This is a genomic window from Clostridium sp. SY8519 (assembly GCF_000270305.1).
In the GTDB taxonomy this organism is placed as follows: domain Bacteria; phylum Bacillota; class Clostridia; order Lachnospirales; family Lachnospiraceae; genus SY8519.
On sequence record NC_015737.1, the window covers coordinates 1,724,443 to 1,741,591 of the forward strand.

A 17,149-nucleotide genomic window follows, 5' to 3' on the forward strand; every position below is an offset into this window, starting at 1 on the left:
GTTGACATAAATATTGCCACCATGCTACTATAAGGCTACGGATTTATACGTATAAATAGCAAAAGAAATAACGTGTAATCCGACTTTTTTTAACACCTTAATTTATACGATTAAATGAAAGGATAGCTAAAGAGGTAAGGAGGTCTCATGAGCAAGATAAGAGAGGTATTTGAAAAGAATGAAGGAATCCTTCAACTGACACCTACCTGGGTGCCAAGACCATTTAACAGACCGGGGAGAAGACTGAGACTTCATCCGGAAGATTACTACGCAATGGGCATGGAAAGAGGCGCGATCGTGGAACGATGGTTTTCTTCCATCACTCATGTAGAAACAAAAGGAGCGGGTGAGTACGAAGGGTTGAGTTTCGTAAATGTAGACGATGATCCGGAACATGCCATTCTGTTTAAAGATTTCATTGATGAATTGGGAGCAGACCTGATCGGACAGGAACTGATGGACAAATATGGTACATGGCCGATGTTCTCCAAATTCTATGATTATCAGTATCCGCTGTTCCATCATATCCATCACACGGAAGAAGCCTGCAAAAAGGTTGGCGTATTGCCGAAACATGAACATTACTTCTTCCCAAGACAGTATAACAATCACCTTGGAGCAATGCCGGTAAGCTACTTTGGATTCGATCCTTCCGTATCAAAAGAGGAAGTTCTGGAACGACTGAGTAACTACTCCAAATGTGACACACGAATCACAGAACTTTCCAGAGCATTTCGGATTGAGCTGGATACCGGATGGTACACACCGGCAGGAGTCGTCCACGCCCCCGGTTCTCTTTGCACCTATGAACCGCAATGGAACAGCGATGCCATGGCAATCTGGGAAAATGTGGTCAACGGCGAGCTTTTTCATGAAGAAGATCTGCGGGCATACCTGCCGGATGATGAAAAGGATGATATCAAAAACGTATTCGAAGTGGCTGACTGGGAATTGAATACAGCTCCGGATTACCGGGAAAGATTCTTCCACAGACCGCAGAACGAATTCGAAGATGATAATTGCACACAGGATTGGATCGTATACGGCAATGATTATGTCGGAGCCAAAGAATTGACCGTATATCCCGGTAAAACAGCAGTTGTCAAAGATCCTTGTGCTTACGGATGTCTGGTTATCCAGGGACATGGAAAACTCGGTAAATATGAATGTGAGTCTCCGACGCTGATCCGCTATGGCGAACTGACTGCAGACGAGTTCTTTGTCAGCAAATCGGCAGCACAGAAGGGTGTTGAGATCGTAAACACATCAAAATATGAACCGCTTGTCATTCTGAAACATTTCGGACCGGACGGACAGATCCTTCAGGGATGCGGAACTCGATCAAACAAATAGAAAACAGAAAGATAAACAGATGAAATACAGGAGGATTTGAAAGATGGAAGGAACAATGAAGGTTGCCCGTTTTATGGAGCCTTTAAAAATGGAATACAGAGAAGAGCCGATTCCGCAGATCGATCCGACAGAGATCCTGATCAAAGTAAAGGCAACCGGAATCTGCGGTTCTGATCTGGTCTACTATTACGGTGAAAGTCCGCTGGATACAGCAGATGGCAAAGGGCCGTTGATCTTGGGTCATGAGACCGCCGGTGAAGTGGTTGAGATCGGTTCGGCAGCAGCAGAACTGAATCTGTTCAAAGTCGGTGATCACGTTGCGGTCAATCCGGTTCAGACCTGCGGTGCCTGCCCGGCCTGTATGCGCGGCGAGTTCAACGAATGTGAACATGCCGGCGTTGTCGGAACCAGCGTAGACGGCGCAATGGCAGAATATGTAAAGGTAAAATACACAAACGTATACAAAATCGATGATAGCATTCCGTATGAATATGCTTCGATCGCAGAGCCGCTGGCCTGTGCACTGCACGCGATCAACAGACTGGATATTCTGCCGGGACAGACGGTAGTCATTTACGGTGTCGGTGGAATCGGTCTCATGATGACGCAGCTTGCAAAGGCGTATGGCGCAGGCAAGGTGATCGTCGTCGCAAGAAAAGATTTCGGCCTGGAAAAAGCCATCGAATGCGGCGCGGATCATGTCATCAACAATTCCAGAACAGATTCCCCGTACTATGCAGAAGATGTTGCGGCAAGGGTAAGAGAGCTGAATGGCGGACTGCTTGCCGAGAGAGCAATCCTGGCAGCGGGAAGTACGGCAGCAATGCAGGATTCCCTGCTGGTCACAGCACCCTGTGCAACCATCGTATTCTTCGGCCAGGCAGGACCGGATGACAGACTTTCTGTTCCGGTACTTGACTGTCTGAAGCAGGAAAAAACACTGAAGTTCTCATGGCTTGCGCCGCTGGTATGGGATCAGGTGTTTAAATTGATCGCCAGCGGGCAGGTGGATTTAAGCAAAATCATTACACACAGATTCACACTGGAAGAAGCAGAGCAGGGCATCCGCTTCATGAGAGAGTCCAAAGAAGGAAAAGTAAAAGGCGTCATCGTGGTAGATCCGGAATAAAGCGGAAGACAGACGACGATTGGAGAGGAGGAACAACAGGATGAAATATTCATTCAGTTTAGGAACAACCGGTTGCGAAAGCTACATCGCACTTTGGTACTGGAACGACATCGTTGAAATGGTCGGCGTATGTGGATACGAGGGACTGGAGATCCCGTTCCAGGCATGGTCGTTTAACGGCGGCCGCGGGGCATGCCCAATCTGTGCAGAGGCGATCCGTTCCAAATACGGTTCCGCTGCAAACTATCAGAAATTCCTGGTAGACAACGGAATCAAAGAAGGCCTGTCCGGTCTTCATATTACGGCACAGAACATTCTGATGACGATGCTTGATATGGGAATGCCGCGGGAAGCATTTTTTGATCAGATTCTTGCACTTACGAAAGAAACCGCTGACGTTCTGGCAGAAATGGGAAGCAAAGATCTGATTTTCTCCCCGTCCGCCATGTTTGGCATGACACAGGGCGTCTTCCACGGCAGCGAAATTCTGGATTCCTATGAAGACAGAATGGCGGAGACCATCATGAAGATGGAAGAGATCGCCAAAGAAGCAGACGTGAAAGTATCCCTGAGAAACGAATACTATGGACTGTTCCGCGGAGAGATGATCGACTCTCTGATGGCAAAGCTCCCGGAGACCGTATTATACAGTCCGGATCTGGCGCAGCTTCACATTGCAGGCGTAGACCCGATCGCGATGATCAATAAATATGCCGGCAGACTTGGCAGCGTGAAGATGGATGATTCCAAATTTGTGGATACCATGGGCGTGTTCGCTACGCCGTTGCCGGAAGCGCCGCAGGAAGGTGACCAGCAGCGGGTTTACTGTACATTTGGAAATGGTGACGTAGATAAGGTCGGTGCATACCATGCATTAAAAGAGGTCGGATACGATGACTGGATTACAATGGAATCGAAGCAGGCCTTCAATGTAGAAAAGACCATGATGAAAATGCAGGGTTATAAGAGAAAATACTTTGTGTAGAATGGAGGGATAAAGATGGAAAACATTAAATACAGCTTTCAGATGAATATGTGGGGCGTTCCACAGTTCAAGCAGATCAACAATCTGGGAGAGTGGTATGACGAAGACTTCACTGCACATGGGTATATGCAGGACTGGGATAATATCTTAAAGTATCTCTCCACTGCCGGATATAAAGGCATTGAGCTGGTATGGTATCAGGTAGACTTCCTGCGCATGCAGTTCGGAAGCCTGGCAGCATTTGCGGAGTTTGTGAAAAAGAGAGGCATCGAGAAGGTGACGGGCGGTTTCAGTATTCATTTCAATTCCGAGAGAAAAGACGCCCTTCCGGGAATCATTGCTGCACAGCAGAAAAACATTGATAACCTTGCAGAGCTTGGTGCAGAAGCAATGATCGTGATGCCGGCAGGCCAGTACTTCGGAACCGGCCCGCTGGATGATGATCAGCTGCAGAATGTCGCAACCGCTCTGAATGAAGTCGGCAGGCGCGCAAAAGACAAAGGGCTGGATCTGGCGATCCACAATGAGTTCTGGTGCGCAGTTAACCTGAGCAATCATGAGAAGCTGTTAGAGTTGACAGATCCGAGATACGTTCAGTATTGTCTGGATACGGCACAGATCTCTCTGATGGGTGTAGATATCGTTGATTTCTATGACAGATGGCATGATCGTATGAAATATATGCATCTGAAAGATACCAACAAGAAGAACCTTCCGGATGAAGAGCGTTTCAAAGCGGGTGCTGAGTACGACGATGAGGGCAAGCGCTGGTTCTACGAGCTCGGCGCCGGCGATGTAAACCTGACAGGTCTTTATGAGATGTTCAAGAAGCATAACTTCAAAGGCTGGGCGACGGTAGAAGCAGACGGCGCGCCGGATAATCTGGCAGCGATGCTGTTATCCAAGTGGTATATTGATAATGTACTGTCACCGATTTACAAATAATATAGAAATTAATAGACATTGATCTGATAAAACAGGGTTTAGTACAATAAACCGGTAAGGAGAAAAACGATGAAATATTCATGTATGGTAGATATCTTTTTTGGCCAGTGGGGTGTGCCGATGAGCACAGAAACCTATCTGGAAAGTCTGGAAACACTGAAAGAGGCAGGTTACGACGGATTTGAGATCCTAAGCTGGTGGGATGATGATCTGGATGCGATCAAAGCAAAAGCAGATGAGTTGGGACTGGAAGTTGCTTCCATCATGTGCAAATGCGACTGCATGGGTGCGCCGGAGTTAAAAGAAACTTATCTGAATGATCTGAAAGCCAGTATCGAAGCAGCGAAAAAGCTTGGCTGCAAGCAGGTGTTCAATTCTCTGGGACATGAGAGAATGTTCCTTTCCAGACAGGAGTTTTTCGCAAATACGATTGACACACTGAAAGAAGCAGATAAGCTTCTGGAGGGTACCGGGGTTGAACTGCTGATCGAGCCGGTGAACGTTGATGTGGATCATGCCGGCGTATTCCCGTTAAATTCGCACGATGCATTCTTCCTGATCCGTGCACTGGGTGACACACCGAATATCAAGATTCTGTTTGATCTGTATCATCAGCAGATTACAGACGGCAACCTGCTTGAGACCATCACCAGAAATATCAACCGTATTGGTCACTTCCATGCTGCCGGTTCAAAAGGACGTAATGAGCTCGAGTATTCAGAGCTGAATTACGCATTCCTGCGTGAGGAAATTGAAAAGCTGGGATTCGACGGTTATCTGGGTATGGAGTATGATCCGACCATGGATAAACTCGAAAGCCTGATCCGTTCAAAGAACGTAGTGAACGGAATTGCTAACAACTAGTTAAATCATCATTAGCGTGACGGAAAGGACGCCGGGAGTCTGTCCTTTTGCCTCACGGAGGAGGTAATAAAATGGATGAAAATAAAAAGTTTAATTTTGGTGTATTTGGTTGGCTTTTAGTAATATATTGTTTCCTGACATTCCTGATCTTCAGTCTGGGAAACGGAACCATGAACGTTGCAGTAGCATTGTTTGAACAGAGAAACGGCTGGAATCAGACATATTTGCTTTCGCTCCAGTCAATCGGCGCATGGACGGCGATTCCGTTCATCTTCATTTTCGGTCAGTTATATGCAAGAGGAAAAATAAAGCTTCGCCACCTGATCCTGGCAGCCGGTCTTCTTTATGCAATTGGCATCTTCCTGTGGGGACGTGTTACAAACCTGGCTGTTTTCACAGTGGTATTTATGATCTGCTACATCACATATCCGTTATGGGGAACATTTTCCAACAACTCACTGACAAATAACTGGTTCCCGCGAAAAAAAGGTCTGATCATCGGAATCACAACCATCGGTTTTCCGCTTGGTACCGGCTTGGGATCCATGGTATTCAATATATTAAATGGTAAAGTTGGTTTCTCTAATGCGTATCTGATCATTGGCGTTGTAGCGGCAGCGATCTGTCTGTTCGGTTTCTTTACATTCACAGAGTATCCGGAGCAGAGAGGACAGTTCCCGGACAACAACAGATCATTAACTTCCGAACAGGCAAAGGCTGAGTTTGAAGAAGGACAGAAAATGCTGGCCGACAGCCCGTGGACAGTGAAAAATCTTCTGAGAACAAAAGAAGTATGGCTCCTTGGTATCGCAAACTCCTATCTGTTCGCTATCGCATCAGGTTGTATGGGTACGATGGTTCCGCGTCTTCTTTCCACAGGAAGATATTCACCGGATCAGGCAGTTCTGTTCCTGCTGGTAGCTGCATTCTGTGCATGCCCGGGCAGTTTCCTGTGCGGATTTATCGATAACAGAACCAATCCGAAAACAGCATTTATGTTCACGAACATCTGCTGCGTTGTTGCATGTATCTTAAACATCATTCCGACCACTCCGACACTGATCATTTCTCTGGTCTTTATCGGTATCGGTACCGGTGGTTCCGCAAACTTCATCATGTCTATGACAACGGAGTACTGGGGCAGATTTAAGTTTATCAAGGCATATCCGACTGTTCTGACCATTAACCAGCTGCTCGGAAGTGCCGGCCCGATGCTGATGGCTGTTATTGCGGCAAAAGCCGGCTGGGATATGTCTTACATCGTAATGGCGATCCTCGGTGTTGTGGCAACATTAATTGCAATACCGATCAAGAAAGGTTTCGTTGAGAAAGCAGAGGAGAAATTCGCAGCAGAGGCGAACGGAGTTGTAAAACAGAGTTAACGTATTATGAGAGAATGCAGGGGGCTGTCAATACAGGGACGGTTCCTTGTGTTCTCAGAGGAGAAGAGCATGAAGACTTACAATCTTTTTATCAATGGAGAATTCGTACCAAACGGCGATCGGGAAATGATTCAGGTGCTGAATCCTGCTACAGAAGAAGTCATTTCTGAAGTGCCAAAGGCAACAAAAGCAGATGTGGATGCAGCGGTTGACGCTGCATACGAAGCGCAGAAGGAATGGGCGAAAGTGCCGCCGATTCAGCGCGCACAGTATCTGATGGAGCTGGCAGCACTGGTAAGAGAGAATCAGGACTTGTTTGCGCAGACCAATACAGAAGAAGTAGGCAAATTGAAGGGACAGTCTCATGATGAGGCAGGATGGCTTTCCGACTATATTACATATTTTGCAGCGATGGCACGTCATATCAAAGGAGAGATCATCCCGAGTGACCGCCCGAATGAGAACATCTTTCTCTATAAGATGCCGATCGGTGTTGTGGCAGGTATCATGCCATGGAACTTCCCGCTGTTTTTGATCGGCCGTAAAGTCGCACCGGCTCTGATCGCAGGTGATACGGTTGTGTTAAAACCTTCCAGCGACACGCCAAACGGTGCTTACGAATTCGCAAAGCTGGTAGAAAAGAGCTCTCTGCCGAAGGGCGTGATCAATGTTATCACCGGCTCCGGATCTGAAGTCGGTAATGCGCTGGCAAGCAACAGGAAAGTAGCTATGGTTTCCATGACCGGTTCCACCGCAGCAGGTAAACAGATCATGAAAACGGCTGCAGACAATATCACAAAAGTATCGCTGGAATTAGGCGGAAAAGCTCCGGTTATCGTTATGGATGACTGTGATGTGGATGCTACCGTTGAACATGTATTCAATTCCAGATTCATCAACTGCGGCCAGGCATGCAACTGTGCAGAGCGTGTATACGTTCAGGAAGGTGTTTATGAAGAGTTCATTCAAAAGCTTTCTGATCGTATCAAAAACGCAAAATACGGTATGCCATACGAAGACGGTATCGATATCGGACCGATGATCAATGCAAAACAGGTTGAGCATGTTGACGAGCTGGTACAGAGTGCCATTGCAGAAGGCGCAACTCTGGTATGCGGCGGACACAAGACAAGTGTAAACGGAAAAGGTTTCTTCTTCGAACCAACTCTCCTGACAGACTGCAGGCATGATATGAGAATCATGAGAGAAGAGATCTTCGGGCCGGCGCTGCCTGTTACCACATTCAAGACCCTTGATGAGGTGATCGAACTGGCCAATGATTGTGACTACGGTCTTACATCCTCCATTTACACGCAGAATACCGACACAATGATGCGGGCGTTAAATGAGATCCATTTCGGTGAAACTTATGTAAACCGGGAGCATTTCGAGGCGTTTCAGGGATTTCATGCGGGTGTGCGCCAGTCTGGTATTGGTGGAGATGATGGAGAGCGTGGATTAGAGGAATTCCTTGAGACGCATGTATGTTACGTAGATTATAATCTGGGAAGGTAGTGTGAATCATTATTCACAGAAGGCGCATAGCAAAACACCAGGGGCAGGTCGTCGTAACCTGCCCCTGACACATTGGTATCGGACACTAAAATCTTCCCACAAAAGTTTCTGCCAGTTACATTTTTATGTTTCAAATCATCTCGTGTTATAACATGTTACAGGTGCCGCGAAGCCAGTGTTTATGCGGGTTTGAGCGATGATGAGAAAATGAAAAATTGAATGCCCTTGAATGCCTTTGTGACAGAGTTTGATTGCCTTAGGGTATATGTCAGTCTTTAATCCGGATGTGTGATATAAGTTCTATAAAAACGAACATATGTACGTAAAATAGAACAGGTGTTCGAATTTTGAGTGCCCTTTTGAATGCCCTAAGGAAAGGTGCTTCGGAAACCCGCTTCCTTTCTGGGTTTCAGACGAGGGGGAGTATTCGAGTCCCGTCTCGCGCTCTGAATCAAGGATCATCCGAAAGGATGGTCCTTTTTTGTGTCTAAAGCCCGCAAACCCAGTGTTTTCAATGGTTTGCGGGCTTTTTTATGATTGATCCTTCACAAAAGATTTCCCAAGTAAAATAAGAAAAAACCAGAGGGCGGGCATCGGACCCGTCTCGCGATAATACACTATCCATTGAAACGCCGTATTCATGCGGGTTTCGGTAGTTCGCTAAGCGAATGTGTTCGGGGCCCCTTGGGTCCGTTTGAAATATAATCTACATTCTACTTTAGGATTTACCTAATTTATTCCCCAATTTATTCCCTATATGATATACTTCATAAATGGGGAATAAAATTGCAAAAAGGAGTTTTTATGGATATTAAATCTATTGTTTTAGAGTTATGTAGTTATAAAGATGAACAGGAATGGTTTGAGTTCAAAGAAAACTGGTTTCAGCCAGAGACTTTAGGAGAATATGTATCTGCATTGTCAAATGCAGCCGCTTTTCATTATAGGAATAATGCTTTTTTTGTATGGGGAATAAATAATGATACACATGAAATAGTTGGTACTGATTTTAATCAGTATGGTGAGTACAATAAGGAACCATACCAGAACTATCTGGCGAGGAATTTGTCGCCAAGCATTAATTTTTCGTTTGAAGAAAGCTTTATTGATGATAAGAGAGTAGTTGTACTTGTTATTCCGGCAGCAAAAGAAATTCCTACTGCTTTTAGAGAAAAACGATATATTAGAATCGGTTCATCGAAAGTTAACTTGCGGGATTATCCCAAAAGAGAGATTCAACTGTTTAAGCTTCTTGATGGGAGGGAGGAAACGATTGAGACAATTCCTTCAAAATATCAAGAACTCACATTTTCTAAATTGTTTGGGTATTATGGATCAAAAGGAATCGTATTAAGTAAGGAAACGTTTGTTAAGAATCTGGGGCTTAAAAATAGTGAGGGGGAATATAATTTGCTTGCCCAGCTTTTATCTGATGATTCCCATATTCCTCTTCGTGTTTCTATTTTTGATGGAGAAACAAAAGCATCACCATTGTTTTCCGTAAGAGAATTTGGTAATAATTGTTTGCTATATAGTCTTGATGAATTACTTCGTTATGGAGATGTACTTAATCTAATTCAAGCAGATGAACGAGGGCGTGTAGTTGAAAGAAAAGAAATACCATTATTTGATAATGATGCCTTCCGTGAAGCAATTATTAATGCAGTATTGCACAATAAATGGGTTGAGGGAAATGAGCCTATGATATCTGTTTTTTCTAATCGAATTGAGATCCTTTCAAGAGGAAGCATACCATCAGCACAGACTATGGAAGGTTTTTTTCTGGGGGAATCTGTACCGGTTAATGAAAAATTGTCTGAAATATTCTTGCAATTGCATATTAGTGAAAAATCAGGAAGAGGAGTTCCAAAGATTGTTGAAGTCTATGGAAAGAATGCTTACTCATTCAGAGAAAACTCCATTGTAGTTACGATTCCGTTTAAGAGAATTCATAATCCCCAGTTTGTATTGGGGAATAACATTGGGGAAAAAAGAAATTTGAATGAGAGACGCAGTCGAATTATTGCTGAAATGAGAAATAATCCCAATATTACGATTGCACAGTTGAGGGTGATCCTGGAGTGTACGGAATCTACAGTTGAAAATAATATAGCATACCTTCGTAATAATGGATATATAGAAAGAATAGGTTCACGGAAAAACGGTTACTGGAAGGTACTATAAGATACTGAGGGGTTTTTATGCGTATTGATGAACATAATCTTGATTCTCTTCGAAGAATTATTCGTGACCTGCAACAGGAAAATGAAAGCTTAAAGGCTTTGCTTAAACAAAACCAGATACCTTTCGAAGATCAGGAAATCTTGGAAGAGCAACCAATTCCTGACGAATATGATGAAGATCAGGGAGCGCGTATTCTGCCGATTCGTCCAACGGAAGATATGGCAAAAGAGTTTTACAGTTATTTCTGGGGACGTACAGATGTATATGCAAAGCGCGGAAAAAACGGAGGATATTTCCCTCAATGTGCCTCGAGATGGAATAATCCTTTATGCCCGAAGGCAAGAGATGCAAAAGTTTTTTGTGATGAAGACTGCCAGTATAAGGAATGGAAACGGTTAGAACCTTGGATGATTATGTATCACCTACAGGGTAGAAAGGAAGATTGTTCGGATGTTCTGGGTGTTTATCCTCTGTTTCCGGATAATACATGTCGTTTCCTTGTTTTTGATTTTGATAATCATGATAAAGGTGCGTATAAGAATGATGATGCCAATTCGGATGAGTTGTGGAAAAGTGAAGTAGATGCTCTGCGCCGAATATGCGAGATAAATAATATCGATATACTTGTCGAACGATCAAGGTCTGGCAGAGGTGCTCATTTATGGATTTTTTTCAAAGGAGCAGTACAGGCATCACTCGCCCGTGCATTTGGTTATGCATTATTGGATTGCGGTGCATCATCAATAAACCTTCCATCATTTCGTTATTATGACCGGATGTATCCGTCACAGGATGTATTAAGTAAGCTTGGAAATCTTGTGGCATTACCATTGCAGGGAAGAGCATTAAAACAAGGAAACAGTGCGTTTGTTGACCATGCCTGGAATGCATATCCTGATCAATGGAAGCGGCTTCGATCGGTCAAGAAGTTGTCTGCAGAAGAATTAATGAGTTTTTTGAATAAGCGGGGCATGGAGTCACCAATAGAACTGAGTTCAACGAAATATGGGAGAAACAATCGTCAAATCAGACCTTGGAGAAATGAAGAAGGATTTCATGCAAATGATGTCGTAGGAGAACTCCATATTGTACTGGATAATGGGGTATATGTGGACACCTTGAATCTGCTCCCGCGTCTTCAAAATCAGTTGAAAGGACTGGCAACGATCGACAATCCTGAGTTTTATAAAAACAAAGCGATTGGGCGATCTAATTATTACAATTTGCGTACAATATCTTTGTGGGCTGAAACAAATGGTTATATTAAAATACCGCGTGGTTTATTAGATAAGATTATTGATAAAGCAACAGATAGCAATATACGCTGTGAGATTATTGACAAGAGACATTACGGGGAACCAATCCGTGTACATTTTAAAGGAGAACTCAGAGAACAGCAGGAGTTTGCTGCGGCAAAATTAGAACGCTATGAAAATGGGGTGCTCAGTGCACCGACGGCATTTGGCAAAACCGTTCTGGCTGCGTATTTAATATCGAGGCATAAGGTCAATACGCTCATTCTTCTTGATAAAACGGATCTGATTCCGCAATGGATCAGTGAATTTGAAAAGTTTCTCGATATTGATGAAAAACCTCCTGTGTATTACACAAAGACAGGAAGGAAAAAATGCAGAGATAGTGTGATCGGAACATTAAAAGCTGGTCAGGATAAGACGACCGGGATCATAGATTTTGCATTGATCGGCTCTGCATATCATAAAGGAGTTTTTTTTGAAAATATAGATTCCTATGGCATGGTTTTGATAGACGAATGTCACCATATTGCATCGGCCCAGGGAAAAGCACTCATGCAGAGGATTCGAGCAAAATATGTTTATGGACTTTCTGCTACCCCAAATAGAAGTGATCGACTGGATGATATCATTTTTATGCTTTTGGGACCGGTGAGACATAAGTATACGGCGCGAGAACAAGCTGATGAGCAAGGATTGGATAGATATGTGATCCCTCGATTTACAAGAGTTGTCAACATTTCCGGCGAACACCTGGATATCCATAAGGCAGATGGTTTGATTGCGGATAGTGCTATTCGTAATGAGCAGATTATTAGGGATACGGAAAATGCAATTGCAGATGGCAGAACACCGGTGATACTCACGAAACTAAAACGTCATGCAGAAACACTAGCAAAACAATTAAACGGGAAAGCAGATCATGTTTTTCTGATTTATGGTGGCCAAACAGAGAAACAAAATCAGGAAATAAAAAATAAAATGTTATCAGTGCCACAATCAGAGACATTGATTCTGATTGCGACTGGTCAGAAGATAGGGGAAGGTTTTAATTTCCCGAGATTAGATACATTAATGTTGGCTGCACCAGTTAAATTTGAGGGCAGGTTGGTCCAATATGTCGGAAGGTTGAATCGCGTTTATTCCGGGAAACAGGATGTCTTGGTATATGATTATGTTGACACGCATATTGGATTCTTTGATCGACAATATAAAAGTCGGCTGGCGGCATATAGAAAACTTGGATATAAGATATTGTCAGAATCAGCAAAACAAATATTACAAGTAAATGCTATTTATGATAGACGCGATTATTCACAAACATTCGAAAGAGATTTGGCATACGCTAATACAGAAATTGTAATTGCCAGTCCCGGATTACGGCGAAATAAAGTGGAGCGCTTTATTGCCCTGGCGAAACCAAGGCAGGAGGCGGGTGTTTCTGTTACAGTGATTACTTTAGATCCGGATAGTGCCGGATACGATGACGTGATAGAATTAAATATCCTTATTGATGAATTGCGAAAAAATGGAATCATTGTTAGGATGACAGAAGAGGAAAGTGAACACTATGCAGTGATTGATAATCGGGTTGTCTGGCATGGAGGGATAAATCTTCTTGGAAAAGCGGATGCTTGGGATAATCTTATCCGTGTGGAAAATGAACAGGCAGCATCTGAGTTGCTTGAGATGTCGGAAATGGTGTTGTCATAGAAAAAGCTTGGGTCCCCAATTGGGTCCCCTGAAGAATGAGTATCCTGAAACCCGCTTCCTTTCTGCGTTTCAGACGAGGGGGGGTATTCGAGTCCCGTCTCGCGCTCTCTATGAAGGATCATCCAAAAGGATGGTCCTTTTTTGTGCTCAGAGCCCGCAAAGCTAGTATTTTCAACGGTTTGCGGGCTTTTGCCGTGTTTGAGAAATGATGGAAAATCAGGTAAAAAACAATGGCAGAATATATATACGGGAAACGGGCCTGTCTCGTTCCTGTGGTTAATATGGCGAAAACCCAGTGTTTATGCGGGGTTGAACGACTTCAGAAAGTGAGAAAAGATGAATGCCTTTTTAAAGAATAAAAAGATTTCTTTCTGGCCTGAAGGTATAAGGGAATCAGAATACATGAAGGTAGATTTTTAGTATAAATCAGTAATTTCAAAGGAATATGTGAAGGAAAAGGTGCTGAAGAGTGAGTCAGTAATTTTATGAAATCATATTGACTCAAATTTTGGATAGGTTATTATAGAGTTAGATTTGGGCTGACCGAAAGGTCTTTGGCCCACCGGCTGGCGGGGATTTACCCCGCCAGCTTCTTTTATTGATGAGGATTAATTTCTTTATGAAGCTCGTGGATGTATGTCCAGATGGAAACTGCTACAACCTTTTAACCGGAGGCCGACGTGGTAGATATCTTAAGAATGGCAGGAATATTCCTATGCCACTGACTCCTGGTGAGATCAATGAGTATCAGATTGAATTGCATGCAACAAGCTGCACGTTCAAAAAGGGTCATCGGATCCGGGTAGAGGTTTGCAGTTCTGATGCGATGAACTTCGACATTAATCCAAATGTATTTATCGATTTAAACAAAGCAAAGCTGGAGGATTATGTGACAGCGGCACAGACAATTTACCATGACGCAGAACATCCGTCCTTTATCGAACAGCCGATCATTCCGGCCGATAGGAAACGGAAGTGGATTGAAGTAAAAGATTTCCCGTTCCGTTCATCGATTTCCGGTTTTGATTATGTGCTCACAGCTGCCGGTGCGGTGAGTGTCAGCGCTCCGGTTGAAAAGGATCGTGCAGATCTGTCGTGTACAACACCTCAGAAACCGAGCGAGCATGCAGAAGTTAAGACTGGAGAGAATGCAATTAAATTCTAGATGTCATAGGAAAGGAGACAATATGTTTCAATTCACAGAAGACCAGTTGGCGATCCAGAAAGTGATGAAATAGCCAAAGCGTTGACGGTTATGGAAGAGGCACAGGCCTGCGCCTCTACAGCAGAGATCCTGGATGTACATTATTTGTCTACCGATATCAACATGCGAAAAGGAATTGAGGGAGCAGAAAGGATTGTATCTTCCACAGGCGGCAGAAGGAAAGCTTGGCGGATTTGCTCTGACCGAACCGGGAGCAGGTTCAGATGCCGGCGGGTTAAAAACCAAGGCTGTAAAGGATGGGAATGGACGAATGAGCAGACTACTTACATTACTTCTGCTGTATAAAAAGCGGCATACTCATATAAGATAGACGGGTTACGAAACCTGAGAAAGTGGTAAAAGAGTATCAGGAGTATCTCGGAAAGATATTAGAAAGGTATTGAAGTGATTGTTGAAAATACTATTATGCAACGATATAATGAAATCAAAACAAAGTGAAGGAAGTCCCATGTATACGATTAACGATTTTCGAGTTTTAAACAATCCTGAGAATATAATTTTGACTCAGCATAGTAGAAGACGTTTTGCCGAAAGAAATATAAGTATTGATGATATCTGCAGCACAATAAATTCGGGAGAAATAATCGAACAGTATTCTGATGATCATCCGTTTCCGAGTTGTTTGATAATGGGTATGTCTAATGATAGGATTATTCACATATGTGCAAGCATTGATGATGAAATGATATATCTGATTACAGCTTATATACCGAATCCTGAAAAATGGGAATCAGACTGGAAAACGAGAAGGAATTAGTCGAGAGGAGACCTACTATGAAATGTATGAAGTGCGGAAAAGATGCATATAAAGATACGACAACTGAAGCAATTGAATTAGGTTTTGGAGTTTTGGTTATCAGAAATATTCCGTGTTATAAATGTGATGAATGTGATGATATTTTCTATACAGGAGATGTGGTAAAGAAAATTGAACAGTTGACAGAATCAGTAAAAAAACTCATGCAGGAATTAACTGTTATTGATTATGCAAAGGTAGCATAGAAGACAGGATATCCAGGGTATATAGTGCTTCGGAAACCTGCTTCCTTTCTGGGTTTGCGGACACGGTGAGTTTTCGAGTCCCGTCTCGCGCTCTCTATGAAGGATCATCCAAAAGGATGGTCCTTTTTATTTTTTAATCTGCAAAGCCGGTGTTTTCAAAGGCCGGCATCTGTTTCTTCAATGCCGATTCTGTTCCTGCAGCAGATGATGTCTACGACAGTTTTTTCAATATCGAAAGAAATACGTTATCACCTTCACGGACTTCGGTAACGCCAAGGTCCATGCGGACAGGGGCGAAGTAGAATATCTTTATTTTCGGCCAGTCCGGCAGAAAATTGGTCAGTTCATTCGGCAATTATATTCATCAGCCGAATTTAATTAAAACAATTCAAAGCCGCTTTGCGAAGAATTAAAACTATATTCAAGCTTTTGTAAAGAAGGATTCACGAACGCTTAATTGCAATCGGCAAAGACAGGAATATAATAAATATATAAAGTTTTTCCGTAGTTCAAACTGGAGCCAGAAAGGGGAACACTGAACATGAAAAGAAAAGGCGTGACAAGATATGCGGCAGTCGCACTGAGCGGAATCCTGGCAGCATCGATGGCGGTACCGGTACAGGCGTTCGCGGGAAGCAGGCCTTTGAAGACGATCAAAACCATCAAGTCCTATGATATTACAGGGAACGGAAAGAAGGACACGATCCGGGTGAAAGCCCGGAAGGACATAAATGGCTGTTATCAGGACGTGACTGTTTACGTCAATGGAAAGAAAAAATACAGCAGTCCGGTATTTGGCTGCAGCTGGTCAGTGAAAGTCAGTGCCTTCCGTTTGAAAAATAAAAAGGTTTTTCTGGCCATTGACGCAAAGCAGGACAATGACGGGCATGCCTGCCGTGTGCTGCAGTACAAAAAGGGAAAATTACATTCCGTGCTGAATGGGTACAAAGTGGTTTCCATCAAGGGAAGTGATGCCGGAGATGCGGTTTATACCGGGAAAAAAGGAAACACGGTGACGATGCGTGCGGCAGTCATGAGTCCTACGATCGGGAATTATACCTGCCGTGTAACGTATACATATAAAAACGGTGCCTTTCGGCGAACAGCGTATACACATAAGGTATACCATAATTACGTCATGTCATCCCGTGACTTAGACAGCAATCTTAAAGTACAGAACACGATAAAACTTTACTCCAAACCGGGGAAACTGAGCAGCCGCCAGCTGGTTCCCGGTGATTCCGTGCGGATCAATGCCGTACACTTTTCCGGACGGCAGACCTGGTATCGTACAGAAGTCAGCGGCAAAAATTACTGGATCAAGGGAATTACAAACAAAAAATATTACGCCTACCAGGAGTCAGTAGGCTGGGAACAGCCGGGAAATGGGATGTTTTCCAATATGATGCTGGCAGGATGACCGCATCACCGCATCGGATGGGCAGCGTCACAGCGCTGCTGACGAGGTGCCGATGGCTGATATGAAAATTTAACAGGACGAACAGACAGACAGTTGGTATTCCGACTGTCTGTTTGTTTGTAATAAGGGGATGTAAGGCTGCAGGCAGGAACGAACGCAGAATGGAACAGGCAGTGAAA

General features: G+C 43.8%; 13 protein-coding genes. All 13 read left to right on the forward strand.

Features of this window, described 5'->3' with window-relative positions:
• The first annotated feature begins 147 nt into the window (after positions 1-147).
• The 13 genes from CXIVA_RS08100 (at position 148) to CXIVA_RS08165 (ending at position 16,970) form a co-directional block, all read left to right on the forward strand.
• Positions 148-1,353 (forward strand): hypothetical protein, encoded by a 1,206-nt coding sequence (locus tag CXIVA_RS08100; protein ID WP_013977525.1) that lies wholly within the window; start codon positions 148-150, stop codon positions 1,351-1,353.
• Between the two features lie 43 nt (positions 1,354-1,396).
• Complete coding sequence (locus CXIVA_RS08105) at positions 1,397-2,482, forward strand: alcohol dehydrogenase catalytic domain-containing protein (RefSeq protein ID WP_013977526.1); 1,086 nt, start codon at positions 1,397-1,399, stop codon at positions 2,480-2,482.
• A 40-nt stretch (positions 2,483-2,522) separates the two neighbouring features.
• Positions 2,523-3,467, forward strand: a complete 945-nt coding sequence (locus tag CXIVA_RS08110) for a sugar phosphate isomerase/epimerase (RefSeq protein ID WP_013977527.1) — start codon at positions 2,523-2,525, stop codon at positions 3,465-3,467.
• A gap of 15 nt (positions 3,468-3,482) precedes the next feature.
• On the forward strand, positions 3,483-4,412 hold the full coding sequence (locus tag CXIVA_RS08115) for a sugar phosphate isomerase/epimerase (protein WP_013977528.1): 930 nt from the start codon (positions 3,483-3,485) through the stop codon (positions 4,410-4,412).
• Positions 4,413-4,481: 69 nt separating this feature from the next.
• The gene (locus CXIVA_RS08120; RefSeq protein WP_013977529.1) at positions 4,482-5,276 is read left to right on the forward strand and encodes a TIM barrel protein; all 795 of its coding nucleotides are present in this window, start codon (positions 4,482-4,484) and stop codon (positions 5,274-5,276) included.
• A 71-nt stretch (positions 5,277-5,347) separates the two neighbouring features.
• The gene (locus CXIVA_RS08125; RefSeq protein ID WP_013977530.1) at positions 5,348-6,658 is read left to right on the forward strand and encodes an MFS transporter; all 1,311 of its coding nucleotides are present in this window, start codon (positions 5,348-5,350) and stop codon (positions 6,656-6,658) included.
• Positions 6,659-6,727: 69 nt separating this feature from the next.
• The gene (gene aldA, locus CXIVA_RS08130; protein ID WP_013977531.1) at positions 6,728-8,173 is read left to right on the forward strand and encodes an aldehyde dehydrogenase; all 1,446 of its coding nucleotides are present in this window, start codon (positions 6,728-6,730) and stop codon (positions 8,171-8,173) included.
• An 804-nt stretch (positions 8,174-8,977) separates the two neighbouring features.
• Positions 8,978-10,357 (forward strand): RNA-binding domain-containing protein, encoded by a 1,380-nt coding sequence (locus CXIVA_RS08135; protein WP_013977532.1) that lies wholly within the window; start codon positions 8,978-8,980, stop codon positions 10,355-10,357.
• 17 nt (positions 10,358-10,374) lie between these two features.
• Positions 10,375-13,323 carry a DEAD/DEAH box helicase family protein gene (locus tag CXIVA_RS08140; RefSeq protein WP_013977533.1) on the forward strand — a complete coding sequence of 983 codons (2,949 nt, stop codon included), beginning with the start codon at positions 10,375-10,377 and terminating at the stop codon, positions 13,321-13,323.
• Positions 13,324-13,942: 619 nt separating this feature from the next.
• Entirely contained in the window at positions 13,943-14,488 is a 546-nt protein-coding gene (locus tag CXIVA_RS13455) for a CocE/NonD family hydrolase (RefSeq protein WP_158309835.1), read from the forward strand.
• 508 nt (positions 14,489-14,996) lie between these two features.
• Complete coding sequence (locus CXIVA_RS08155) at positions 14,997-15,305, forward strand: DUF4258 domain-containing protein (protein ID WP_013977536.1); 309 nt, start codon at positions 14,997-14,999, stop codon at positions 15,303-15,305.
• 17 nt (positions 15,306-15,322) lie between these two features.
• Positions 15,323-15,550 carry a YgiT-type zinc finger protein gene (locus CXIVA_RS08160; RefSeq protein WP_013977537.1) on the forward strand — a complete coding sequence of 76 codons (228 nt, stop codon included), beginning with the start codon at positions 15,323-15,325 and terminating at the stop codon, positions 15,548-15,550.
• 541 nt (positions 15,551-16,091) lie between these two features.
• Positions 16,092-16,970: a hypothetical protein gene (locus CXIVA_RS08165; protein ID WP_013977538.1), complete on the forward strand. Its 879-nt coding sequence runs from the start codon at positions 16,092-16,094 to the stop codon at positions 16,968-16,970.
• The last annotated feature ends 179 nt before the right edge of the window (positions 16,971-17,149 follow it).